Raw genomic sequence first — 23,525 nt, 5'->3', positions numbered from 1 at the left:
GTGCTCGCGGAGAGCCCCCCTCACCCCAACCCTCTCCCCGCAAGCGGGGCGAGGGAGCCCACCGTCCGTGCCTTGAAATGACTGGATCCGACTTCGAGATGCGTGCTCACGCTAGCCCCGTCGGGGAGAGCTGAATCTTGATGCTGCACGATCCAGAACTCATCGGCTGCTAGGTTCGTGCGGGACTACGCCGCCGCCTTCCGCTCCAGGCCGAAGGCGTCGGCAAGCAGGCTGTAGGAGCGCTTGCGGACGTCGTGGTCGAAGGTCGCCGTGATCACCATCAGCTCGTCGGCCTGGCTTGCCGCGATCATCGGATCGAGCTTGGCTCGCACCGTCGCCGGGCTGCCCACGAACAGCCGCGACCGGTTGCGTGCGATCGAGGCGCGGTCGGCGTCTGTATACATGTACGCCGCGGCCTCCTCGGGGCTCGGCAGCGGCAGGAACTGGCCGCGGTCGCGCCTGAGGCGGTTGAGGTCCATCGACGACGCCAGCCGCTCCGCCTCGGCGTCGGTCTCGGCCGTCACCACCGCGACCGCCAGGATCGCATGCGGCTGTGTCCGCCAGCGCGACGGCGTGAAATGGGCGCGGTAGGTTCGCATCGCGTCGACAGCGTCGTGGCTGGCGAAATGATGTGCGAAGCCGAACCCCATGCCGAGCTGCGCCGACAGCTCGCTGGAATAGTCGCTGGAGCCGAGCAGCCAGATCGGCGGCAATGGCGCGTCGTCGGGCATGGCGATGACGTTGTTGTAAGGATGACCGGCAGGGAACTCGCGGGTCTCCCACAGCATCAGCTCATGCAGCCGCTCCAGGAAGTCGTCGCCCTCGCGGCGGTCGAGCCGGCTGCGCAGCGCATAGGCCGTGGTGCCGTCGGTGCCCGGCGCGCGGCCGAGACCCAGATCGATCCGGCCGGGAAACAGTGCCTCCAGCATCTTGAAGCGCTCCGCGACCACCAGCGGCGCATGGTTGGGCAGCATGACGCCGCCGGAGCCGACGCGGATGTGCTGCGTCGCTGCCGCGATCTGCCCAATCATGATGTCGGGCGACGGGCTCGCCACCGACGGCAGGCTGTGGTGCTCAGCCAGCCAATAGCGGACGTAGCCGAGCTGATCGACATGGCGGGCCAGATCGATGCTGTTGCGCAGTGCCGCCGAGGCAGGCGTGGCGGTGGTCGTGACGGAGAGGTCGAGGACTGAAAGCGGGATCATGGCTTCAACCTAATGACTGCGCGGCGTGCCACAATGGGCCAACCGCGGCGGAGCCCTGCTGGAAATGCAGGGATCGACATCATCCCGAGTTGGGACGCGGACATTGTATACAACATCGCCATCGACACGTCCCACACTCGATCTCGATCAAATCCGTTCACCAACAGCCAACACACATTGAAATATCAGCATTTTATCTGCCCATCACATAATCGATGATAGCGGACAAAAGTCATCAAAATACATACAAGTGGGCGAAATCCCATTTGGGGTGGGCTGTCTATTGCGACGCACTTCCCTTATCTTCCCGCATCCAAAGAGCGATCCCCTCTTGAGTTGAAATTTACGCGCCACCGGGAACCTGCGCTGCCATGACCGACCTCGCCACCGCCATCGCCGACGGCCACTCCGCAATCATCCGGCCGAAGATCTCGTTCGAGTTCTTCCCGCCGAAGACCGAGGAGATGGACCGGACGCTGTGGGCCTCGATCGAGCGCCTCGCCCCTCTGGAGCCGAGCTTCGTCTCGGTGACCTACGGCGCGGGCGGCTCGACGCGCGAGCGCACCCACGCCACGATCGCGCGCATCCTGAAGGAGACGGCGCTGCTGCCGGCGGCGCATCTCACCTGCGTTGGCGCTTCGCGCCACGAGATCGACGAGGTCGTCGACCGCTATCATGAGGTCGGCGTCCGCCACATCGTGGCACTGCGCGGCGATCCGCCCGGCGGCATCGGCACGCCCTACTACACCCATGCCGAGGGCTATCAGAGCTCGCCCGAGCTGATCGCCGGCATCAAGAAGCGCCATCCCGATATCGAGGTCTCGGTCTCGGCCTATCCGGAGAAGCACCCCGAGAGCCGCGACTTCGACGCCGACATCGACATGCTCAAGGCCAAGGTCGACGCCGGCGCCACCCGCGCCATCACCCAGGTGTTCTTCGACAACGACCTCTACTTCCGCTACCTCGACCGTGTCCGCGCCCGCGGCATCACGATCCCGATCGTGCCCGGCATCATGCCGATGCACAATTTCAAGCAGGCGCGCGGCTTTGTGACCCGCGCCGGCACGACGGTGCCGGACTGGCTGGCCGAAAAATTCGACGGTCTCGACGACGATCCCGAGACCCGCAAGCTGGTCGCGGCGACCGTCGCCGCAGGCCAGGTGCAAAAGCTCGCCAAGCATGGCGTCGACACCTTCCATTTCTACACCATGAACCGCGCCGACCTCGTGTTCGCGATCAGCCATTTGCTCGGCATCCGTCCGAAGTCCGCCAACAAGGCTGCCGCCTGATGTCCGTCCCTGTATCTCCGGCGCGTACCGCCTTCCTTGCCGCTGCAGCCAAGCGCATCCTGATTCTCGACGGCGCCATGGGCACGATGATCCAGGCGCTGCAGCTCGACGAGGCCGCCTTCCGCAGCGAGCGGTTCAAGGACTTCCATCGCGACCTCCGCGGCAACAACGACCTGCTGATCCTGACGCAGCCCGACGCCATCGAGGACATCCACGCGCAATATCTGCGCGCCGGGGCCGACATCGTCGCCACCAACACCTTCTCGGCAACCTCGATCGCGCAGGCCGATTACGACCTCTCCGACATCATCTACGAGCTGAACCGCGAGGGCGCCCGGCTCGCCCGCAATGCCGCGACCCGCGTTGCGGCCGAGGACGGCAAACAGCGCTTCGTCGCCGGCGCAATGGGCCCGACCAACCGCACCGCCTCGATCTCGCCCGACGTCTCCAACCCCGGCTACCGCGCCGTGACCTTCGACGACCTCCGGCTCGCCTATGGCGAGCAGGCGCGCGGGCTCCTGGACGGCGGCGCCGACATCCTGCTGCTCGAGACCATCTTCGACACGCTCAATGCCAAGGCGGCGCTGTACGCCATCGCCGAACTCTGCGAGGAGCGCGGCATCGACGTGCCCGTGATGATCTCGGGTACCATCACCGACAAGTCCGGCCGCCTGCTCTCGGGCCAGATGCCGGAGGCGTTCTGGAATTCGGTCCGCCACGCGAAACCGCTGACCATCGGCTTCAACTGTGCGCTCGGCGCCGAGGATCTGCGCGCCCATGTCGCCGACATCGGCCGCGTCGCCGACGCGCTGGTGTGCGCCTATCCCAATGCCGGCCTGCCCAACGAGTTCGGCCAGTATGACGAGACGCCGGCCTATATGGCGCGACTGATCGGCGAATTTGCGCGGGACGGCCTCGTCAACATCGTCGGCGGCTGCTGCGGCACCACGCCCGACCATATCGCGGCGATCGCCGCCGCCGTCGCCCCGCACAAGCCGCGCACGGTCCCTGAGATCGCGCCGCGGCTGCGGCTGTCGGGCCTCGAGCCGTTCGAACTCACGCCCGCCATTCCCTTCGTCAATGTCGGCGAGCGCACCAACGTCACGGGCTCGGCCAAATTCCGCAAGCTGATCACCGCCGGCGACTACACCGCAGCGCTGCAGGTCGCGCGCGACCAGGTCGAGAACGGCGCCCAGGTCATCGACGTCAACATGGACGAGGGCCTGCTGGATTCGGAAGCCGCGATGCGGACCTTCCTCAACCTCGTCGCTGCCGAGCCGGACATCGCCCGCGTTCCCGTGATGGTCGATTCCTCGAAATTCCACGTCATCGAGGCCGGCCTGAAATGCGTGCAGGGCAAGCCGGTGGTGAACTCGATCTCGCTCAAGGAAGGCGAGGAGAAGTTCATTCACGAAGCGAAGATCGCGCGTCGCCACGGCGCCGCCGTGGTCGTGATGGCGTTCGACGAGACCGGCCAGGCCGACACCTACAAGCGCAAGACCGAGATCTGCGCCCGCGCCTACAAGATCCTGGTCGAGCAGCTCGGCTTCCCGCCGGAAGACATCATTTTCGATCCGAACATTTTTGCGATCGCGACCGGCATCGAGGAGCATGACAATTACGGCGTCGACTTCATCGAAGCGACGCGCTGGATCCGGCAGAACCTGCCGCATGCGCATGTCTCCGGCGGCGTCTCGAATCTTTCGTTCTCGTTCCGCGGCAATGAGCCGGTGCGCGAGGCGATGCATTCGGTGTTCCTGTATCACGCCATCAAGGCCGGCATGGACATGGGCATCGTCAATGCCGGACAGATGATCGTCTATGACGACATCGATCCGGAGCTGCGCCAGGTGTGCGAAGACGTCGTGCTCAACCGCGACCCCGGCGCCTCGGAGCGGCTGCTGGCGCTGGCCGAGAAATTCCGCGGCCAGGGCAAGCAGACCAAGGAGGCCGATCTGGCCTGGCGCGAATGGCCGGTCGACAAGCGGTTGAGCCACGCGCTGGTGCACGGCATCACTGAATATATCGAGCAGGACACGGAAGAGGCGCGCGCCGCGTCGACGCGGCCGCTCGACGTCATCGAAGGCCCGCTGATGGCCGGCATGAACGTGGTCGGCGACCTCTTCGGCGACGGCAAGATGTTCCTGCCGCAGGTCGTGAAATCGGCACGCGTGATGAAGCAGGCGGTCGCCTATCTGATGCCGTTCATGGAGGCGGAGAAGGCTGCCAACAAGGGCCGGGCCAACGAGCGCTCCAACGCCGGCAAGATCGTGCTCGCCACCGTCAAGGGCGACGTCCACGACATCGGCAAGAACATCGTCGGCATCGTGCTCCAGTGCAACAATTTCGAGGTCATCGACCTCGGTGTCATGGTGCCCGCGGCCAGGATCATCGAGACGGCCAAGGCCGAGAACGCCGACATCATCGGTCTCTCCGGCCTGATCACGCCCTCGCTCGACGAGATGGCGTATCTCGCCTCGGAGATGGAGCGCCAGGGCCTGAACGTGCCGCTCCTGATCGGCGGCGCCACGACGAGCCGTGTCCATACTGCGGTCAAGATCGATCCGAACTACCAGAATGGCCCGGTCGTTCACGTCAACGACGCCAGCCGCGCCGTCGGCGTCGCCTCCTCACTGCTGTCGCCGGAGCGCAAGGATACCTACGCCACGGAAGTTCGCAGCGAATATCAGAAGATCGCCGCTGCGCATCTGCGCGGCCAGGCCGACAAGAGGCGGCTGAAGCTCGCGGACGCCCGCGCCAACGCGCCGAAGATCGACTTCGCCAAGGCGAAGCCGGTCAAGCCGACCTTCCTCGGCGTCAAGACCTTCGTTGATTACGACCTCGCCGAGCTTGTGCCCTATATCGACTGGACGCCGTTCTTCCAGACCTGGGAGCTCGCCGGCCGTTTCCCTGGCATCCTCGACGACGCCAAGGTCGGCGAGGCCGCGCGCGCGCTGTATGACGACGCGCTGAAGATGCTCAAGCGCATCGTCGACGAGAAGTGGTTCACGGCCCGCGCCGCGATCGGCTTCTGGCCGGCAAATGCGGCCGGCGACGACATCGTGCTCTATGCCGACGAGGGCCGCACCAAGCAGATCGCGACGCTGCACACGCTGCGCCAGCAGCTCGAAAAGCGCGAGGGTCGCTTCAATACCGCGCTCAGCGACTTCATCGCGCCTGTGGGTTCCGGCGTGCCGGACTATGTCGGCGGCTTCGTCGTCACGACAGGCCTCGGCGAGGATGCCGTCGCCGACCGCTTCAAGAACGCCAATGACGACTACTCCTCGATCCTGGTGAAAGCGCTGGCCGACCGCCTCGCCGAGGCGTTCGCCGAGCGCCTGCATGCCCGCGTCCGCCGCGAGTTCTGGGCCTACGCCCCGGACGAGGCGCTCTCGCCGGACGATCTGATCCTGGAGAAGTATCATGGCATCCGTCCCGCGCCCGGCTACCCGGCGCAGCCCGACCACACCGAGAAGGCGACCTTGTTCGAGCTGCTCGACGCCGAGAGAAATGCCGGCGTGCGGCTGACCGAGAGCTTTGCGATGTGGCCGGGCTCGTCGGTGTCGGGCCTCTATTTTGCTTCGCCGGAGAGCTTCTATTTCGGCGTCGGCAAGATCGAGCGCGACCAGGTCGAGGACTACGCCGCGCGCAAGGGCATGACCGTCGCCGAAGTCGAGCGCTGGCTGGCGCCGATCCTGAACTACATTCCGGCAAGGAGTGGACAGCAGGCGGACGCGGCAGCGCGCGCCGTCGCTTCGCCCGCTCCGGCCAACGACGCCGCCCCCGCCGAGCTCGCGAGCCATCCGGCGGGCTGCACCTGTGCCGTTCATCTCGCCTGGCGCAAGAAGGCGGTCGGCGCGAAGTAGCCGGCGCGCAGTCTCCCACCCCAAACTGTCGTCCCGGCCTCGCGCCGGGACCCATACCGCGTGGTGCATCTGTCGGCCGCCGTGGTCGATACCGAGCGCAACGACACCTCCCTGTGGTTATGGATCCCGGCGTTCGCCGGGACGACACCAGTTATGGCGGACCACCGTCGCCTCCCATATGCGTTCGCAGGGGCAGCACCGCATGTGACCCGTCCCCGTGTCCCCCGCGCCACGGCCGCCGCGAATGACAAAGCGCCACAGCCGGCGCCATGCGATGCAGCGTGGACTTATCCCCGGTAACCGGCTGAAATGCCGCCGGGGCCTCCGGGTGGTTTTTCGTTCATGTCGTTGCAGTTCAGGCTTGCGTCCCGAAACCTGTTCCATGACAGGCTTCGATTCATTGCCACCATCATCGGCATCATCTTCTCGATCGTGCTGGTGACCGTGCAGATGGGCCTCTATGTCGGCTTCCGCCGGATGGTCACGACCATGATCGACCATTCCCCGGCCGAGCTGTGGATCATGCCGGTCGGCACCAAATGCTTCGAGGACCCCTCGCTGCTCGACGAGCGGCAGCGGTTCCGCGCGCTTGCTGTTCCCGGCGTGGCGGAGGCGACGCCGCTGGTGATCGGCTATGCGCAATGGCGGCTGCCGCAGGGCACCACGACGCCGGTCTTCGTGGTCGGCTCGGAACTGCGCGGGCTCGGGCTGCATCCCTGGAACGTGGTGGAGGGACGGCTGGACGACCTGTCCGTGCCGGGCGCGGTCGCCATCGACCAGACCTATTTCGAGCGGCTCGGCATCGGCGGCGCCGGCCAGGCTGCGGAGCTCCGCGACCAGAAGGTGCAGGTGATGGCTGTCACCAAAGGCATCCGCTCGTTCACGACAACGCCTTACGTGTTCACCGACGTCGACCGCGCCCGCGCCTATACCGGCATCGCCTCGAACAAGGCGTCCTATCTGGTGGTCAGGCTGGCGGCCGAGGCCGACCTCTGGACCGTGCAGCGGGCGCTGCGCGACAGCCTGTCCAATGTCGACGTGCTGACCGCAGCCGAGTTCGCGAGCCGCAGCCGCTCGTTCTGGCTGTTCGGCACCGGCGCGGGTGCCGCGCTGTTCGCCGGCGCCCTGCTCGGCCTCATCGTCGGCACCGTGATCGTGGCGCAGACGCTCTATTCCAGCACCAAGGATCACATCAACGAGTTCGCGACCCTGCGCGCGATCGGCTCGTCCAGCCGCTACATCTACACCGTCATCATCTGGCAGGCGCTGCTCAGCGCCATCGTCGGCTTCGCCGGCGCTGCGGCGATCGGCAGGATCGTGGCGGCCGCGACCGCGGAATCGGCGCTGCCGGTCATCATGACCCCGACGCTGACGGTCGCGCTGTTCGTGCTGACGGTGACGATGTGCGTCGGCTCGGCGATCGCGGCGATCCTCAAGGTCATGCGCATTGACCCGACCCTGGTGTTCTCGCGATGACCGACACCGTGCTCGAGGCCACCGATCTCGTGCATCACCTCGGCCAGGGGGCCGGCCGGGTGCAGGCGCTGAAGGGCGTGAGCCTGTCGTTGAAGGGCGGCGAGCTGGCGCTGCTGATGGGCCCCTCAGGCAGCGGCAAGACGACGCTGTTGTCGATCCTGGGCTGCCTGATGACGCCGGATGGCGGTGCCGTGCGGGTTGCCAACCAGCCGGTCGCGGGGCTCGATCCCGAGGCGCTGGCGAAGCTGCGCCGCGAGCGCATCGGCTTCATCTTCCAATCCTATCATCTGTTTCCGACGTTGAACGCCGAGGACAATGTGCGGCTCGCGCTCGACGTGCGCGGCGAACGCGCGCGGGCCGCGAAACTGGCGGCGCGCGAGGTGCTCGAGCGGGTCGGCCTCGGCCCGAAGAAGCGGTCGTTCCCGCGCCAGCTCTCGGGCGGCGAGCAGCAGCGCGTCGCGATCGCCCGCGCCATCGTCGGCAAGGCGCAGGTCATTCTCGCCGACGAGCCGACCGGCGCACTCGATACCGCCAACGGTCAGGCGATCATGACCCTGCTCGCCGATATCGCCAAGGATCCGTCGCGCGCGGTGCTGGTGGTGACGCACGATCCGCGCATCCTGCCGTTTGCCAATCGCGTCATTCACATCGAGGACGGCCGCATCGTCCGCGAGGAGAGCGGCGGCGAGTCCATGAAGAAAGTCTCGCACGCATGATATCGGGAATTCCAGAACGCGCTCACCTGCTCGGGCTCGTCGCCGCGGCTGCATTGGCTATCATCGTCACGCCGACCTCGATTCCACCGACGGCGCGTGCCGCCAATGCCCAGGAGGAACGCTGGCTGGCCGTCGCACCCGGCCGGGTCGAGCCGGCATCCGGCCTGATCAAGCTCGGCGCGCCGGTGGTTGGGCTGATCCAGGAGGTGCTGGTCAGGCCAAACGAGACCGTGTTCGCCGGCCAGGCCCTGGTGCGGCTCAGCGATGGCGAAGCTCGCGCGCAGCTCGCCAGCGCCGAGGCGCAGGTCGCGATGCGCAAGCGCGTGCGCAACAAGGAGTCGACGCCGTCTGGCGCGGGTCCCCGGCGCCGCGCCGAAGACGGCCTCGCCGATGCGCAGGCGGCGGTGTTCGACGCGCGTGCTGCACTCGACAAGGCCGTGGCCGAGCGGCGCGCCGGGCGCGGCGCCGATGCCGATGTCGACACCGCACGCACGCAATTGACAGCCGCGCAGGCGAAGCTGGAGCAACAGGCCGACGAGCTGCGCAAGGTCACCGCGGATGCGCCACTGCCGATCACCGCCGAGGGCCAGCTCAACGTCGCCCGCAGCGAACTGCAGGGCGCCCGCGCCACGTTGGAAAAGCTCACCATCCGCGCGCCGCTCGACGGCACGGTGCTACAGGTCAATGCGCGCACCGGCGAGATCGCTTCGCCGCAGACGACGCCACCGCTGGTGCTGCTCGGCGATACGTCCTCGCTGCGCGTGCGCGCCGAGCTCGACCAGCGCGACCTCGACAAGATCAAGGTCGGCCAGCAGGCGGTGGTCCGCTCCGACGCCTTCCGCGGCCGCGACGTCGCCGGCAAGGTCGCCGCCATCGCCCCACTGGTCGAGAGCAGCCGCACTGCTGCGCTCAGCCAGCGCAACATGACCGACGTCGACGTGGTGGAAGTGCTGGTCGATCTCGCCGAGCCGGGCCCGTTCGCGGTGGGCATGAAGGTGGACGTGTATTTCAAGCCGTGAGGGGCGCGCCGTTCGGCCCACGCCTCGTGCGCTGCTGCCCACCCTCCCCTGGAGGGGGAGGGTCGCTCGCACGCGCAGCGGGCGAGCGGGGTGGGGTGAAGCCACGAGCACTGCTGCTGATGGAGAGATCACCCCACCCCGCCTCACGTTTCGCTTCGCTCATCGTGATGCGACCCTCCCCTCCAGGGGAGGGCGAGCACCGAGCAAGCGGCACGGTCTGGCGTCTCGATGGACTCCATCAATCCCCGCTCGGCGGGGCCAGCGGCTGGACGATCTCCTGGAATGGCGGCAGCGCCTCGCACCTTGCGGCGTGGGCCGCCAGCGCCGGATAGCGCGCGGCGTCGAACAGATGCGGATGCGCCTCGCGTGTGAAGCGCAGCACGCAGGCGACGGCGATGTCAGCGTGGCCGATGTTGTCGCCATACCAATAGGCGCTCGTCACATCTGCGCGCTCGGCCTCCAGCATTGCCAGCACGCCGGAGATCTGGGCCTCGCAGCGCGCGACCCACAGCGCGAGACGGTCCTTGCGCAGCACGCGCTCGTAGATCAGGCTGACGGCCTTGTCGCCGAGACCGGTCGCGAGCGCGATCGTATGCAGCTGCCTGCGGCGCAGCGCGCCGCTCCGCGCCAGCATGGCACGCTCGGGCCCGACGGCCTCATCGAGGTGATCGAGGATCGCCGCTGAATCGATCAGCGCCTCGCCGTCATCCAGCACCAGCACCGGCACGCGCAGCAGCGGATTGTACGGCGCGATCTTGTCGGCGTCGCCGAAGGTCGACCACGGCTTGTGCTCGAACGGCACGCCGTAGAGCTTGAGCGCGATCGCGGTGCGGCGGACGAAAGGCGAGTCGTATTGGCCGATCAGGAACATCGGTTATCCTCCTGTGCGGCGCATTGAAGCGCCGTTCGGCGCCGTTGTCAGCTCCCATGTTCAGGCGAGCAGCGGCACATGCGCTGCGACGTCGCGCGGCAGCGTGCCGTCGAGGCGCGGGTCGGGGGCGATCTCGATCTGCCGCCGGAAGGGACGGAAGCCGGAGCGCTGGTAGAAGGCCAGCGCACGGGGATGATCGAAGCTGCAGGTGTGGACCCAGAGCCGCGTCAGCGGCTGCGCCCAGGCGCGGCGCAGCGCGTGGTTCATCAGCAGCCGTCCGGCGCCGGTGCCGATCAGCTTCGACGTGACGCCGAACAGCGCCAGCTCGCAATCGGTCTTCTTGCGGAAGTCGAGCTCCAGCAGGGCTTCATCACCGCCGCCATGCGCCAAGGTGTAGATCTCGACTCCGTCAGCGCGAATCGTCTTGGCAAGCTCCGCATCGCTCATCCGCGTGCGCTGCGACCACAGCCACTCCCAGCCGACGCGGGCATAGAGGTCGCGGTACCAAGCGAGATCGGGCTGCGCGACGCGGCGAATGCTCCAGTCGCCGACCGGATCGGGCGGCAGCACTGGCGGTGCCAGCATTTCCAGCGAGGTCACCACGGCCGCGACCTTGCCGGGCGGCACGTCGAAATATCCGTCGGGAATGGTCACTCAAGACGACCTGATTGAAGGGTGATCGGCAACCAGCTTACCCCGGACGTAATTGGAACCGCACAGCGGTCCCGGCATGGTCGGCGCATTCAACATCAGGAGCCATGCCCATGCAACGACGAGACGTGCTGCTGACCGCGGCACCAGCCAGCTTCGCGGCGACGGGAGCGGGCCTCGCCGCCGCACCGACCGCGGCGCGCCCGCGTATCCGCTGCAGCGACGGCGTGACGCTCTATCACGAGGAGTGGGGCAGCGGCCGGCCGGTGCTGTTCGTACATGCCTGGGCGCTGACCAGCGCGATGTGGACCTACCAGATCTCAGATCTCAGCCGGCGCGGGCTGCGCTGCATCGCCTTCGACCGCCGCGGCCATGGCCGCTCCGACGTGCCGGGCAGCGGCTACGAGCTCGACCGGCTCGCCGACGACATCGCCGAGGTGATCGCGCAGCTCGACCTCGATGAGGTCGCGCTGGTCGGCACGTCCATGGGCTGCAACGAGATCCTCAACTACATCGCGCGGCACGGCACGCAACGCATCGCGCGGATCGCGATGCTCGGCCCGACGACGCCGTTCCCGCTGCAGACGCCGGACAATGCGCTCGGCGCGCCCCGTGGCTATTTCGAGCAGTGCTGGGCGGCATGGCAGAGCGACTTCCCGAAATGGATCGAGGACAACAAGCTGCCGTTCTTTACGGCACAGACGTCCCCGCAGATGATGGAATGGGTCGCGGCGATGATGCGCCAGATGTCGATCCCGGTGGCCGTGGCGACCAACCGCGCGCTCATCGCCACCGACCTGCGCCCGGTACTGGGGAGGATCGATCGGCCCGTGCTGATACTGCATGGCGACAAGGATGTGTCGGCGCCGCTCGATATGACTGGACGGCCGACAGCCAACGACATCAAGGGCGCCGAGCTGAAGATCTATCCCGGCAGCCCGCACGGACTATTCGTCACGCACATGAAGCAGGTCAATGCCGACCTCGCCGCGTTCCTGGCATGACGATTGTGCGAGGCGAGCGCCCTACTCGCCCTCGTCGCTCGCCAGCACGCCCTTCACAGCGCGGGCCCAGCCGGCGAGCTTGCGCGAAAGTCATCAGGTCATAGACAAGGGTTCATGACCGGTTCGCGCGGTTTCACGAGAAGTTTCTTGACCGAGGCCCGAAGCTCCTCCGGGGGAATGCTGCGGAAGTGCTCGATATCACGACTCTTGCAACGATCCTGGAGGCCGGCTTGCCTCGCTTGCGCCGTCTGTGCCGAAGCGGCCCGGCGCTTGAACTCGTCCAGCATCGTCCGTGTGGGCTTCAGCGACGAATTCGCCAGGATGAAATCGTCGATCGCGACGATTGCTTCGTCGATGGCATCGTCGTTCGGTCTCCGAGGCAGCTCGCACATTGCCGTTTGGGCCTGGACGGACAGAAACAAAGCCCATGAGCACAAAACGGCACCATCGCCGCTTTGATCGAATTCAAACTGCTTCGGCCCGAGCACCATGTTTTCTTCACCGCGCGACGGCGCGACCAGCACAAGACATCCGGCCAGGATTGCCAGAAGATTCAGTGCCAGAAGTGTGAGACGAGTCATCGATATCTCCATTCATCAACGCAATGACACGAGCACTCGCATCTGGAGCCAGCGCCCTACTCGCCCTCGTCGCTCGCCAGCACGCCCTTCACGGCGCGGGCCCAGCCGGCGAGCTTGCGCTGCCGCGTGGCCGCGCTCATCGCCGGCTTGAAGCGGTGCTCGAGCCGCCAGTTGTCGGCGAATTTTTCCGGCTCGGGATAGACGCCGGCGTGGAGGCCGGCGAGATAGGCGGCGCCGAGCGCGGTCGTCTCCTGGATCATCGGACGGTCGACCGGTGCGTCGAGCAGATCGGCGAGGCGCTGCATGGTCCAGTCGGACGCGGTCATGCCGCCGTCGACGCGCAGCACGATCGTCGCCGCCGACGCATCCGGCCAGTCGGCGCGCATCGCCGCCCACAGGTCGTAGGTCTGGTAGCAGACGCTCTCCAGCGTGGCATGCGCAAGCTCGGCCGGGCCGGTGTTGCGGGTCAGGCCGAACAGCGCGCCGCGCACGCGCGGATTCCAATAGGGAGCGCCGAGGCCGACGAAGGCCGGCACCAGATAGACCGACTGCATCGAGTCGGACTTGTCGGCGAGCGGGCCGGTTTCGGCGGCATGCTTGATGATGCCGAGCCCGTCGCGCAGCCACTGCACGGCCGAGCCGGCGACGAAGATCGAGCCTTCGAGCGCGTAGGTCCTGACGCCGTCGAGCTGATAGGCGATCGTCGTCAGCAGCTTGTTGTTCGATTTCACCGGCGTGGCGCCGGTGTTGAGCAGCGCGAAGCAGCCGGTGCCGTAGGTCGACTTCATCATGCCCGGCGTGAAGCAGGCCTGGCCGATGGTGGCCGCCTGCTGGTCGCCGGCGATCCCCGCGACCTTGATCGGGCCGCCGAACAGATCGGGCGTGGTGGTGCCGAAATCGGCGGAGGAATCCTTCACCTCGGGCAGCATCGAGCGCGGCACGCGCAAGAGCTTCAGCAGCGTCTCGTCCCACGCACCGGTGTGGATGTTGAACAGCAGCGTGCGCGAAGCGTTGGTGGCATCGGTGGCATGCACCTTGCCGCCGGTCAGCCGCCACAGCAGGTAGCAGTCGACGGTGCCGAACATCAGTTCGCCGCGTTCGGCGCGCTCGCGCGCGCCAGGGACATGGTCGAGGATCCAGGCCACCTTGGTGCCGGAGAAATAGGGATCGATGATCAGGCCGGTTTTGGCGCTGACATCCGGCTCGTGGCCATCGGCCTTGAGCTTGGCGCAGATGTCGGCGGTGCGGCGGTCCTGCCAGACGACGGCGCGGTGCACCGCCTGGCCGGTGGCGCGGTCCCATACCACGGTGGTCTCGCGCTGGTTGGTGATGCCGATCGCCGCGATGTCCTTGGCCGTCAGTCCCGCCTTATCCAGCGCATCGCGGCAGGTCATCACCGTCGAGGTCCAGATGTCCTCCGGCTCGTGCTCGACCCAGCCGGAGGCCGGGAAATGCTGCGGGAATTCCTGCTGCGCGACCGCGGCGATCGAGATGTCGGAGCGGAACACCATCGCGCGCGAGGACGTGGTGCCCTGATCGATGGCCAGCACGAAGGACATGGGTTTTCTTCCCGGTAGGTTGACGACGTTGGGCCGACAAGCAAGCGGATCAGGCGGGCGAGGTCAAGGTGGAGCTGCACGTGTCTATCCACCCTCCCCTGGAGGGGGAGGGTGGATAGACACGTGCAGCGGGCGAGCGGGGTGCGGTGAGCCACGGGCGATGGCGATTGTGGAGAGATCACCCCACCCCGCCTCACGTTTCGCTTCGCTCATCGTGAGGCGACCCTCCCCCTCCAGGGGAGGGTGAACACCCGCGATCAGCACCGCCGCTCGGATACGAAGGCTACACCGCGGCCGTTGTCACGCCGCCGTCGACGACGATGGTCTGGCCGGTCATGAAGGTCGACGCATCCGAGGCGAGGTAGGCGACCGCGCCGGCGATCTCGTGCGGCTCGCCGATGCGACGCAGCGGGGTGGTGGCGCAGCGCTGCTTCAGGCGGGCTTCGTCCTCCCACAGCGCGCGGGCGAAATCGGTCTTGATCAGGCCGGGCGCGACGCAATTGATGCGCACGCCGTGCGGCCCCCATTCGCCGGCAAGGCTGCGGCACAACGCGAAGTCGGCGGCCTTAGAGATGCCGTAGGCGCCGATCACGGTCGAGCCGCGCAGGCCGCCGATCGAGGAGACGATGATGACCGAGCCTTTGCCGCGCGTGGCCATCAGCGGGATCGCCTTGGCGCAGAGCCAGAGATTGCTCTTCACGTTGGAGGCCATGATCTTGTCGAACGCCTCGTCGGTGATGTCGAGCAGCGGACCGTAATACGGGTTGACCGCAGCATTGCAGACGAGGATGTCGACCTGGCCGTATTGGTTGACGGCACCGTCGATCAGCGCATCGACCTCAGCGCGGCGCGAGATGTTGCAGGGGATGACGTGGGCCTCGCCACCATTGGCGCGGATGGCGCTCGCAACCTCCTCGCATGCGTCCGGCTTGCGGCTGGAGATCACCACCTTGGCGCCGAGTTGCGCGAGCAGCTCCGCCGACGCCCGGCCGATTCCGCGGCTCGAGCCGGTGATGACGGCGACCTGGCCGGAGAGGTCGAAGGGATTGGGGGTCATGTCTGCTTCCTCCGCGTCATTGCGAGGAGCGAAGCGGCGACGCAATCCAGATCAAGCATACCGCCCTGGATTGCTTCGCTTCGCTCGCAATGACGGCTCGATTGATCAAATCACTCCGGAGCCGGTCGAGACCGGCAGCGTAGCCCTCTCAAATCCGTCATGCGCGGGGTTGACCCGCCTGCGGGGCCGAAGCCCCTTCGGCGCGACGAAGGCCCGCGCATCCATCTTCAGAAAGCGATGGGTTGCCGGGTCAAGCCCGGCAACGACAAAGCTTTCTAGATCAACCCGCCCGCCTCGCTGACGCGGCGCATGTGGTAGTCGGTGTCGCCGAAGGTGCTCTCGATCATCGTCAGACGCTTGAAGTAGTGGCCGATCTTGGCCTCCATGGTCATGCCGATGCCGCCATGGAGCTGGATCGCCTGCTGGCCGACGAACTTGGCCGATTTGCCGATCTGCACCTTGGCCGCGGCGATCGAGGTGGCGCGCTCCTTGGCGTCGTCGAACTCGGCGGCCATGGTCGCGAACATCGACATCGAGCGGGCCTGCTCCAGCGCGACGAACATGTCGGACGCCCGGTGCTGCAGCGACTGGAACGAGCCGATCGCGACGCCGAACTGCTTGCGCGTCTTGATGTACTCGACCGTGGTCTTCAGCGACTCGTCCATCAGGCCGACGGCCTCCGCGCACAGCGCGATGCGGGCCTCGTCGACAACGCGCTCGATCAGCGGCAGGGCATTGACCGGATCGCCGATCGCGGCGTCGGCGCCGACTTCCACACCGGTGAAGGTGATGTCGGCGGCATGCAGACCGTCCTGGGTCGGATAGCCCTTGCGGGTGATACCCTTGGCGTCGGCCGGCACGATGAACACGCCGATGCCCGACTTGTCGCGCTGGCCGCCCGAGGTGCGCGCGGTCACGATCAAGGTGTCGGCGTTCTCGCCGTTGAGCACGACGAACTTTTCGCCGTCGATGACCCAGCCATCGCCCTTCTTCTTCGCAGACGTCGCAACGTCGAACAGGTCATAGCGCGACTGCTTCTCGAGCTGGGCGAACGCAAACGTCCTGCTGCCGTCGATGATCCCAGGCAGATGCGCGGCCTTCTGCGCCGCCGAGCCGCCATGACGGAGGAAACCGCCGGCCAGCACCACGGTTGCGAGATACGGCTCGAGCACCAGCGCGCGGCCCATCGCCTCCATCACGATCATGGTCTCGACGCCGCCGGCGCCGAAGCCGCCGTCGTCTTCCGAAAACGGCAGGCCGAGCAGGCCCTGCTCGGCGAGCTTGGACCACATCGCGCGGCTCCAGCCGCCCTTCTCCTTCATGTACAGCTTGCGCTTGTCGAAATCGTAGGCATCCGCCAGCAGGCCGTCGATGCTGTCCTTGAGGAGACGCTGCTCCTCGGTGAGATCAAAATCCATGCTCTCTATCCTCGTACCCGGAATTCATCATCGGCGTCATTCCGGGAGGCGCCGCAAGGCGCGGGCCCGGAATCCATACTCACGATGGTGGTTATGGATTCTCCGACGCGCAACTGCGCGTCGTAGCTCGCCGCTTCGCGGCGCCCCGGAATGACAGCAACTCAAAGCCCCAGCACCGCCTTGGCGATGATGTTGCGCTGGATCTCGTTGGAGCCGCCGTAGATCGAGACCTTGCGGTTGTTGAAGTAGCTCGGCGCGATCTGGGCGGTCCAATCCATGGTCTCGTTGCTGTCGTCGTCGCCATGGACGTCGTAGGGCGCGGCAAACGGGCCGATCACCTCCATCAGCAGCTCGGTGGTGGTCTGCTGGATCTCCGAGCCCTTGATCTTCAGCACCGAGGACGCCGGATTGGGCTTGCCCTTGCCGTGCTTGCCCTCGTCGGCGACGACGCGCAGTTGCGTCAGCTCGAGCGCCTTCAGCTCGACCTCGCAGGCGGTGAGCTTCTCGCGGAACGACGGATCCTCCAGCACCGGGCGGCCGCCGGATTCGATCTTGCCGGCGAGCTCCTTGATGCGGCGGATGCGCTCCTTGGAGACGCCGACACGGGCGATCCCGGTGCGCTCATTGCCAAGCAGGAACTTGGCGTAGTCCCAGCCCTTGTTCTCCTCGCCGATCAAGTTCTCGATGGGCACCTCGACGTCGTCGAAGAACACCTCGTTGACCTCGTGGCCGCCGTCGATGGTCTGGATCGGACGCACCGTGACGCCCTTCGACTTCATGCTGAACACGATGAAGGAGATGCCCATCTGTTTCTTCGCGGAGGGATCGGTGCGGCACAAGCAGAAGATCATGTCGGCGTGCTGCGCGAGCGTGGTCCAGGTCTTCTGGCCGTTGATGATCCACTTGTCGCCGCGGCGCTCCGCCTTGGTCTTCAGCGATGCGAGGTCGGAGCCCGAGCCCGGCTCTGAGAAGCCCTGGCACCACCAGTCGTCGACATTGGCGATGCGCGGCAGATACTTCTTCTTCTGCTCCTCGTTGCCGAAGGTGTAGATGACGGGGCCGACCATGCTGACGCCGAAGGCGAGCGGCTGCGGCGCCGGATAGGCCTGCAGCTCCTCGTTGAAGATGTAGTGCTGCACCGAGGTCCAGCCGGTGCCGCCATATTCCTCCGGCCAGTGCGAGACACCCCAGCCCTTCTTGTTGAGGATGCGCCACCAGGTCACCATCTCGTCCTTCGACAGATGGCGGCCTTCGATCATCTTCCGCCGCGTCTCCGCGGGCACGTTGTCCCTGAAGAACGCCCGGACTTCCTCGCGGAACGCCTGCTCTTCCTTCGTGAATGCAAGATCCATCGGATCCTCCCGTGTGTATATATTCGTCGACAAATCGAGCTGTCATTCCGGGGCGCCTCGAAGAGGCGAACCCGGAATCCATAACCACCATCGTGAGTATGGATTCCGGGCTCGCGCTCCGCGCGCCCCGGAATGACGAAGACCTATTGCAGCACCTCGAACAGGCCGGCAGCGCCCATGCCGCCGCCGACGCACATCGTCACCACCGCGTACTTGGCCTTGCGGCGGCGGCCTTCGATCAGCGCGTGGCCCGTGAGCCGCGCGCCCGACATGCCGTAGGGATGGCCGACCGCGATGGCGCCGCCATTGACGTTGATCTTGTCGGGGTCGATGCCGAGCTTGTCGCGGCAGTACAGCACCTGCACGGCGAACGCCTCGTTGAGCTCCCACAGGCCGATGTCGTCGACGGTCAGACCGTGGCGCTTGAGCAGGCGCGGCACCGCGAACACCGGGCCGATGCCCATCTCGTCGGGCTCGCAGCCATGCGCGACGAAGCCGCGGAAGATGCCGAGCGGCTGCAGGCCGCGCTTGGCCGCGGTGACGTCGCTCATGATCACGCAGGCGGAGGCGCCGTCGGAGAGCTGGCTGGCATTGCCGGCGGTGATCGAGAAGCCGTCGCCGCGCACGGCCTTGAGGCCGGCGAGGCCTTCGGCCGTCGTCTCGGGACGCGGACCTTCGTCCTGCGACAGGGTGACGTCCTTGAACGAGACGTTGCCGGTGGCCTTGTCGGTGACCGCCATCTTGGTCGAGATCGGCGCCAGCTCGTCGTTGAACTTGCCGCCCTGCTGCGCGGCTGCGGTGCGGCGCTGGCTCTCCAGCGCGTATTCATCCTGGCGCTCGCGGGAGATGCCGTAGCGCTTGGCGACGATCTCGGCGGTGTCGATCATCGGCATGTAGACGTCGCCCTTGATCTCGAGCAGCGCCGGATCGGTGGCCTGGAACGTGTTCATCTTGTCGTTCTGGACCAGCGAGATCGATTCGCCGCCGCCGCCGACTGCGATCTCGACACCGTCGAAGATCACCGAGCGCGCCGCGAGCGCAATCGCCTGCAGGCCGGAGGCGCATTGGCGGTCGATGGTGGTGCCGCCGACCGACACCGGCAGGCCGGCACGCAGCAGCGCCTTGCGCGCGATGTTGCCGCCGGTCGAGCCCTGCTGCAGGGCTGCGCCCATCACGACATCCTCGACCTCGGCCGGATCGACCTTGGCGCGCTTGACGGCCTCGCCGATGGCGTGGCCGAGCAGCGTCGCGCCGCCGGTGGCGTTGAGCGCGCCGCGATAGGCCTTGCCGATCGGCGTGCGGGCGGTGGAAACGATGACGGCATCGGTCATGGGCGACCTCCTGTTGTTGTTACGGATGTTTGCTGTGAGACGTGGGTGATTGCTGCTGGCGCAGTTCGTGACGCGACAGCTTGCCGACCGGCGTGCGCGGCAGCTCGTCGACGAACTCGACCGCTGCCGGCAGCTCGTGCTTGCCGAGCTTACCGGTGAGGAAGGCGCGGAGATCCTCGACCGGGAACGGCGCGAAGCCGTCGCGCAGCTTGATGAAGGCCTTGGCCGCCTCGCCCCGATAGGCGTCGGGAATGCCGATCACGATGACCTCCTGCACCGCCGGATGGGTGTAGATCGCCTGCTCGATCATCTGCGGATAGACGTTGAAGCCGCCGGAGATGATCATGTCCTTCTTGCGGTCGACCAGGAAGTAGAAACCGTCGGCGTCGACATAGCCGATGTCGCCGGTCAGGAAGTGATCGCCGACGAACGACTGCGCCGTTTCGTCCGGCCGGTTCCAATAGCCCTTGGTGACGTTCGGCCCCTTGATCCGGATCTCGCCGACCTCGTTCACGCCGAGCACCTTTGCGGGATCCTCGAGCGACACGACGTCCATCTCGATGCCGGGCAGCGTGATCCCGATCGAGCCGGGCTTGTCCGGGCCACCCTTGGGATGGGCGGTGCCGGGCGAGCAGGTCTCGGTCATGCCCCAGCCGCTCTTCAGCTTCATGCCGACGCGGCGCTCCAGGATGCGCGCGACCTCGACTGGCAGCGGCGCGCCACCGGAGCCAACGCTGGTCAGCGACGACAGGTCGCGCGTGTCGAGATCGGGCAGGTTGGCGATCGCGATCCACATCGTCGGCACGCCGGGAAAATAGGTCGCGCGCTTGACCTCGATGTCGCGCATCACGGCGTCGAGATCGAAGCGCTGGTGCAGCGAGATCAGGCTGCCGAGGCGCAGCGAGGTCAGCAGCACCACCGTCAGTGCATAGATGTGGAACAGCGGCAGCACGCAGATGACGCGGTCGGAGCCGTTGCCGTTCGCGCGCGTCGCGCGGCCCCAGATTTCGGCGATCGACACCGCCGAGGTGAGATTGCCATGGGTCAGCATCGCGCCCTTGGGCAGGCCGGTGGTGCCGCCGGTATATTGCAGCAGGGCGATGTCGTCGGGCGAAATCGAAGGCCACTCGGCAGGCCGCACGGCGCCCTCGACGAAGGCGCGGTGGGTGATCACGGCGGGGCTATCCGGCAGCGCCGTCTGCGACGTACCGACCTTGCCCCAGTGATCATCCTCGCAGACGATCAGGCGGTCGAGCAGGCCCTTCTCGAGGAACTTCAGCGCGGTCGGCAGCAGCGCCGACAGGTTCGAGGTGACGAGAATGCGCGCGCCGGAATCGCTGAGCTTGTGCGACAGCGCGATCTCGCCATCGAGCGGCGACAGGTGCACGACGCGGGCGCCGGCCTTGAGCGCGCCGAAGAAGTTGATCGGATGATCCGGCGTATTGCCGAGGAACAGCGCGATCGACGCGCCCTTGCCAAAACCGGCACGCAGGAACGCGGCGGCAGCCTGGTCGACGAGCGCCGCGAGTTGCTTGAAGGTGATGGGGCGGTCGCGGAATTCCAGCGCGTCGCGATCGCCGAAGTCACTGACCGCCTTTGCCAGCAGATCTGGCAAGGTGCCACGCGCGATCGGCGCGTCCCAGCGGACGCCTTCGGGATAGAACTGTTCGCCAGGACGGGTCATGCGGACTCTGTGTTTCTTGCCGTAAGGCGGCCCCGCTCTTCCCGTTCCCTCCCCCCTTGTGGGGGAGGGCCAGGGAGGGGGGTGGCCCCAGGCGAGACCGCCGTTGTGGACCTCCACCCCCAACCCCTCCCCGCAAGGGGGAGGGGGGCGCAGCTGTGCACGGAGCTAGGGCAAAGCCTCAAGCGGCCTTCCCCTGCGCCAGCGAGGCGAACGTCTTGCCTTCCTCCGCGAGCTGCTTCAGCAGCGGCGCCGGCTCGAGCGAGGGATCATTGGTCTCCTTGGCATAGAACGCCAGCCGCTCGGCGATGTGCTTCAGGCCGACGCTGTCGGCCCAGTACATCGGGCCGCCGCGATAGATCGGCCAGCCATAGCCGTACAGCCAGACCACATCGATGTCGGACGGACGCGCGGCAATGCCTTCGGCGAGGATCTTCGCGCCCTCGTTGATCATCGGATACATCATGCGCTCGAGGATCTCCTCGTCGCTGACCGCGCGCCGCTTGAGGCCGAGCTTGGCGAGCGTCTCGTCGATCAGCTTCTCGACATCGGGATCCGGCAGCGGCGCGCGCGAGCCCGCCTCATATTTGTAATAGCCCTTGCCGGTCTTCTGGCCGAAGCGGCCGGCCTCGCACAGCGCATCCGCGATCTCGCTCTTGATGCCGCGGTCCTTGCGCGAGCGCCAGCCGATGTCGAGACCGGCGAGATCGCCCATCGCGAACGGGCCCATCGGCATGCCGAACTTGGTGACGACCGCGTCGACCTGCTGCGGCAGCGCGCCTTCGAACAACAGCTTCTCGGCCTGCTTGCCGCGCTGCGCCAGCATGCGATTGCCGACGAAGCCGTCGCAGACGCCGACCACGGCCGGCACCTTGGCGATCTTGCGCGCGATCGACACCGCGGTGACGAGCGCATCCGGCGCCGTCTTCGCCGCACGCACGATTTCGCACAGCTTCATGACGTTAGCCGGCGAGAAGAAATGCATGCCGAGCACGTCCTGCGGCCGGCTGGTCTCTGCGGCGATGGCGTCGATGTTCAGATAGGACGTGTTCGAGGCCAGCACCGCGCCCGGCTTTGCATATTGATCGAGCTTGCCGAACACTTCCTTCTTCACCGCCATGGTCTCGAACACCGCCTCGATGACGAGGTCGGCGTCCTTGACGTTCTCGAGACCGACCTTGCCGTCGATCAACGCCATGCGCTTGGCCGGTGCATCCGCCGGGATGCCGCCGCGCGCGGCGGTCGCCTCCCAGTTCTTCTGCATGACGCCCATACCGCGCTTCAGCTGCTCCTCGGCGGTCTCGATCAGCGTGACCGGAATGCCAGCATTGGCGAACGACATCGCAATGCCGCCGCCCATGGTGCCGGCGCCGATGATCGCGACGCGCTCGACCTTGCGGCCCTTGGTGCCCTCGGGCACGCCGGCGATCTTGGCAGCCTCGCGCTCGGCGAAGAACGCATAGCGCTGCGCCTTGGACTGATCGCTGGTGAGCAGCTTGAGGAAACCTTCGCGCTCCTTCTTCAGGCCCTCGTCGAACGGCAGGTCGATCGCATAGCCGACCGCGTCGGCCGCTGCGAACGGCGCCTCGAGCCCACGCGACTTCTTGGTGATCGCCGCCACCGCACTGGTGAAGATCGTGCGATCGGCCTTGGCGGCCGCCAGCTTGGAATCGTCATCGCGCAATTTGCGCAGCGGACGGTTCTCCGCCACCACCTTGCGCGCGAAGGCTTCGCCGCCCGATGCCGGCCCCTCGACGATCTCCTCGATCAGGCCCGCCTTCAGCGCTTCCACTGCGCCGATCGGGTCACCGCCGACGATCATCTTGACTGCGAGCTCGGGGCCTACGGCGCGCGGTAGGCGCTGGGTGCCGCCCGCGCCCGGCAGCAGGCCGAGCTTCACCTCGGGCAGTCCGAGCTTCGCCTCCTTGGTGGCGACACGATAATGACAAGCGAGCGCCACTTCGAGACCACCGCCCAGGGCCGTTCCATGAATCGCCGCAATGACCGGCTTGGGGCTGTTCTCGATCGTGCTCAGCACGTCGTTGAGCGCCGGCGGCTTCGGTGGCTTGCCGAACTCGGTGATGTCGGCCCCGGCGATGAAGGTACGGCCGCCGCAGGTCAGCACGATCGCCTTGATCGCGGGATCGGCGATCGCCGCCTTGACGTTGTCCAGGATGCCGCCGCGAACTGCGGCACTCAGCGCATTGACGGGCGGGCTGTCGATGGTGACGATGCCGATGATGTCATGACGGTCAAGCTTTGCCACTTCGCTCACGCGTAAGCTCCTTGGGATGTCGTTTCTTTGCGGCCGGTTAACGCACCGGCCAATTCTTGGCTCTTCATTTGCGCAGAGTATCAGCCTTGCTTGCGTCTACCCGCTGCCGAACATCAATTCCGCAGTGCGAAATCTAATTCCACATCTTGACATCCAGGGTTATTTTGAAGCACG

At 66.6% G+C, this 23,525-nt stretch carries 17 protein-coding genes; 6 read left to right on the top strand and 11 right to left on the bottom strand.

Going from position 1 to position 23,525, the window contains the following annotated elements:
* Positions 1 to 185 precede the first annotated feature (185 nt).
* On the bottom strand, positions 186 to 1,205 hold the full coding sequence (locus QX048_RS01200) for an LLM class flavin-dependent oxidoreductase (RefSeq protein WP_316191692.1): 1,020 nt from the start codon (positions 1,203 to 1,205) through the stop codon (positions 186 to 188).
* 371 nt (positions 1,206 to 1,576) lie between these two features.
* Here QX048_RS01200 and metF point away from each other — a divergent pair, with 371 nt between their 5' ends.
* The 5 genes from metF to QX048_RS01175 all read left to right on the top strand — a co-directional run bounded on the left by metF (position 1,577) and on the right by QX048_RS01175 (position 9,571).
* Positions 1,577 to 2,494, top strand: a complete 918-nt coding sequence (gene metF / locus QX048_RS01195) for a methylenetetrahydrofolate reductase [NAD(P)H] (RefSeq protein ID WP_316191693.1) — start codon at positions 1,577 to 1,579, stop codon at positions 2,492 to 2,494.
* Positions 2,494 to 6,360: a methionine synthase gene (metH, locus tag QX048_RS01190; protein WP_316191694.1), complete on the top strand. Its 3,867-nt coding sequence runs from the start codon at positions 2,494 to 2,496 to the stop codon at positions 6,358 to 6,360. Before metF ends, metH begins: the two co-directional genes overlap by 1 nt.
* Before the next feature lie 342 nt (positions 6,361 to 6,702).
* A complete protein-coding gene (locus tag QX048_RS01185; RefSeq protein WP_316191695.1) occupies positions 6,703 to 7,836 on the top strand; it encodes an ABC transporter permease in 1,134 nt (377 codons plus the stop codon).
* On the top strand, positions 7,833 to 8,552 hold the full coding sequence (locus tag QX048_RS01180; protein ID WP_315713789.1) for an ABC transporter ATP-binding protein: 720 nt from the start codon (positions 7,833 to 7,835) through the stop codon (positions 8,550 to 8,552). Before QX048_RS01185 ends, QX048_RS01180 begins: the two co-directional genes overlap by 4 nt.
* Entirely contained in the window at positions 8,549 to 9,571 is a 1,023-nt protein-coding gene (locus QX048_RS01175) for an HlyD family secretion protein (RefSeq protein ID WP_316191696.1), read from the top strand. Before QX048_RS01180 ends, QX048_RS01175 begins: the two co-directional genes overlap by 4 nt.
* 238 nt (positions 9,572 to 9,809) lie before the next feature.
* Here the strand turns inward: QX048_RS01175 and QX048_RS01170 are convergent, their stop codons facing one another.
* Both QX048_RS01170 and QX048_RS01165 read right to left on the bottom strand, forming a co-directional pair.
* Positions 9,810 to 10,442, bottom strand: coding sequence for a glutathione S-transferase family protein (locus tag QX048_RS01170; RefSeq protein ID WP_316191697.1), 633 nt, complete (start codon positions 10,440 to 10,442; stop codon positions 9,810 to 9,812).
* 60 nt (positions 10,443 to 10,502) lie between these two features.
* Positions 10,503 to 11,096, bottom strand: coding sequence for a GNAT family N-acetyltransferase (locus tag QX048_RS01165; protein ID WP_316191698.1), 594 nt, complete (start codon positions 11,094 to 11,096; stop codon positions 10,503 to 10,505).
* Between the two features lie 110 nt (positions 11,097 to 11,206).
* Here QX048_RS01165 and QX048_RS01160 point away from each other — a divergent pair, with 110 nt between their 5' ends.
* Positions 11,207 to 12,097, top strand: coding sequence for an alpha/beta hydrolase (locus tag QX048_RS01160; protein ID WP_316191699.1), 891 nt, complete (start codon positions 11,207 to 11,209; stop codon positions 12,095 to 12,097).
* Positions 12,098 to 12,195: 98 nt separating this feature from the next.
* Here QX048_RS01160 and QX048_RS01155 read toward each other — a convergent pair whose 3' ends face one another.
* The 8 genes from QX048_RS01155 to QX048_RS01120 form a co-directional block, all read right to left on the bottom strand.
* Positions 12,196 to 12,678, bottom strand: a complete 483-nt coding sequence (locus QX048_RS01155) for a hypothetical protein (RefSeq protein ID WP_316191700.1) — start codon at positions 12,676 to 12,678, stop codon at positions 12,196 to 12,198.
* 56 nt (positions 12,679 to 12,734) lie between these two features.
* Positions 12,735 to 14,237 (bottom strand): glycerol kinase GlpK, encoded by a 1,503-nt coding sequence (gene glpK, locus QX048_RS01150; RefSeq protein WP_316191701.1) that lies wholly within the window; start codon positions 14,235 to 14,237, stop codon positions 12,735 to 12,737.
* A gap of 283 nt (positions 14,238 to 14,520) precedes the next feature.
* Positions 14,521 to 15,294 (bottom strand): SDR family oxidoreductase, encoded by a 774-nt coding sequence (locus QX048_RS01145; protein WP_316191702.1) that lies wholly within the window; start codon positions 15,292 to 15,294, stop codon positions 14,521 to 14,523.
* A gap of 275 nt (positions 15,295 to 15,569) precedes the next feature.
* The gene (pimD, locus tag QX048_RS01140) at positions 15,570 to 16,712 is read right to left on the bottom strand and encodes a pimeloyl-CoA dehydrogenase small subunit (RefSeq protein WP_316174620.1); all 1,143 of its coding nucleotides are present in this window, start codon (positions 16,710 to 16,712) and stop codon (positions 15,570 to 15,572) included.
* Between the two features lie 161 nt (positions 16,713 to 16,873).
* Positions 16,874 to 18,064, bottom strand: a complete 1,191-nt coding sequence (gene pimC, locus QX048_RS01135) for a pimeloyl-CoA dehydrogenase large subunit (protein WP_316186654.1) — start codon at positions 18,062 to 18,064, stop codon at positions 16,874 to 16,876.
* A 143-nt stretch (positions 18,065 to 18,207) separates the two neighbouring features.
* Positions 18,208 to 19,395: an acetyl-CoA C-acyltransferase gene (locus tag QX048_RS01130; RefSeq protein WP_316191703.1), complete on the bottom strand. Its 1,188-nt coding sequence runs from the start codon at positions 19,393 to 19,395 to the stop codon at positions 18,208 to 18,210.
* A 19-nt stretch (positions 19,396 to 19,414) separates the two neighbouring features.
* The gene (pimA, locus tag QX048_RS01125; protein ID WP_316191704.1) at positions 19,415 to 21,079 is read right to left on the bottom strand and encodes a dicarboxylate--CoA ligase PimA; all 1,665 of its coding nucleotides are present in this window, start codon (positions 21,077 to 21,079) and stop codon (positions 19,415 to 19,417) included.
* Positions 21,080 to 21,257: 178 nt separating this feature from the next.
* Complete coding sequence (locus QX048_RS01120) at positions 21,258 to 23,351, bottom strand: 3-hydroxyacyl-CoA dehydrogenase NAD-binding domain-containing protein (RefSeq protein ID WP_316191705.1); 2,094 nt, start codon at positions 23,349 to 23,351, stop codon at positions 21,258 to 21,260.
* Between the last annotated feature and the right edge of the window lie 174 nt (positions 23,352 to 23,525).

The organism is Bradyrhizobium sp. SZCCHNS30572 (genome assembly GCF_032484415.1).
GTDB lineage: Bacteria > Pseudomonadota > Alphaproteobacteria > Rhizobiales > Xanthobacteraceae > Bradyrhizobium.
The sequence above is the reverse complement of the archived record's forward strand: the minus strand, read 5'-3'. Positions and strand labels throughout refer to the sequence as shown.

Coding starts and splice junctions, on each gene's coding strand:
- QX048_RS01130 (WP_316191703.1), bottom strand. CDS start 19,395: ATGACCGATGCCGTCATCGTTTCCACCGCCCGCACGCCGATCGGCAAG.
- pimD (WP_316174620.1), bottom strand. CDS start 16,712: ATGGATTTTGATCTCACCGAGGAGCAGCGTCTCCTCAAGGACAGCATC.
- metF (WP_316191693.1), top strand. CDS start 1,577: ATGACCGACCTCGCCACCGCCATCGCCGACGGCCACTCCGCAATCATC.
- pimA (WP_316191704.1), bottom strand. CDS start 21,079: ATGACCCGTCCTGGCGAACAGTTCTATCCCGAAGGCGTCCGCTGGGAC.
- QX048_RS01170 (WP_316191697.1), bottom strand. CDS start 10,442: ATGTTCCTGATCGGCCAATACGACTCGCCTTTCGTCCGCCGCACCGCG.
- QX048_RS01175 (WP_316191696.1), top strand. CDS start 8,549: ATGATATCGGGAATTCCAGAACGCGCTCACCTGCTCGGGCTCGTCGCC.
- QX048_RS01155 (WP_316191700.1), bottom strand. CDS start 12,678: ATGACTCGTCTCACACTTCTGGCACTGAATCTTCTGGCAATCCTGGCC.
- QX048_RS01145 (WP_316191702.1), bottom strand. CDS start 15,294: ATGACCCCCAATCCCTTCGACCTCTCCGGCCAGGTCGCCGTCATCACC.
- metH (WP_316191694.1), top strand. CDS start 2,494: ATGTCCGTCCCTGTATCTCCGGCGCGTACCGCCTTCCTTGCCGCTGCA.
- QX048_RS01185 (WP_316191695.1), top strand. CDS start 6,703: ATGTCGTTGCAGTTCAGGCTTGCGTCCCGAAACCTGTTCCATGACAGG.
- glpK (WP_316191701.1), bottom strand. CDS start 14,237: ATGTCCTTCGTGCTGGCCATCGATCAGGGCACCACGTCCTCGCGCGCG.
- QX048_RS01180 (WP_315713789.1), top strand. CDS start 7,833: ATGACCGACACCGTGCTCGAGGCCACCGATCTCGTGCATCACCTCGGC.
- QX048_RS01160 (WP_316191699.1), top strand. CDS start 11,207: ATGCAACGACGAGACGTGCTGCTGACCGCGGCACCAGCCAGCTTCGCG.
- QX048_RS01200 (WP_316191692.1), bottom strand. CDS start 1,205: ATGATCCCGCTTTCAGTCCTCGACCTCTCCGTCACGACCACCGCCACG.
- pimC (WP_316186654.1), bottom strand. CDS start 18,064: ATGGATCTTGCATTCACGAAGGAAGAGCAGGCGTTCCGCGAGGAAGTC.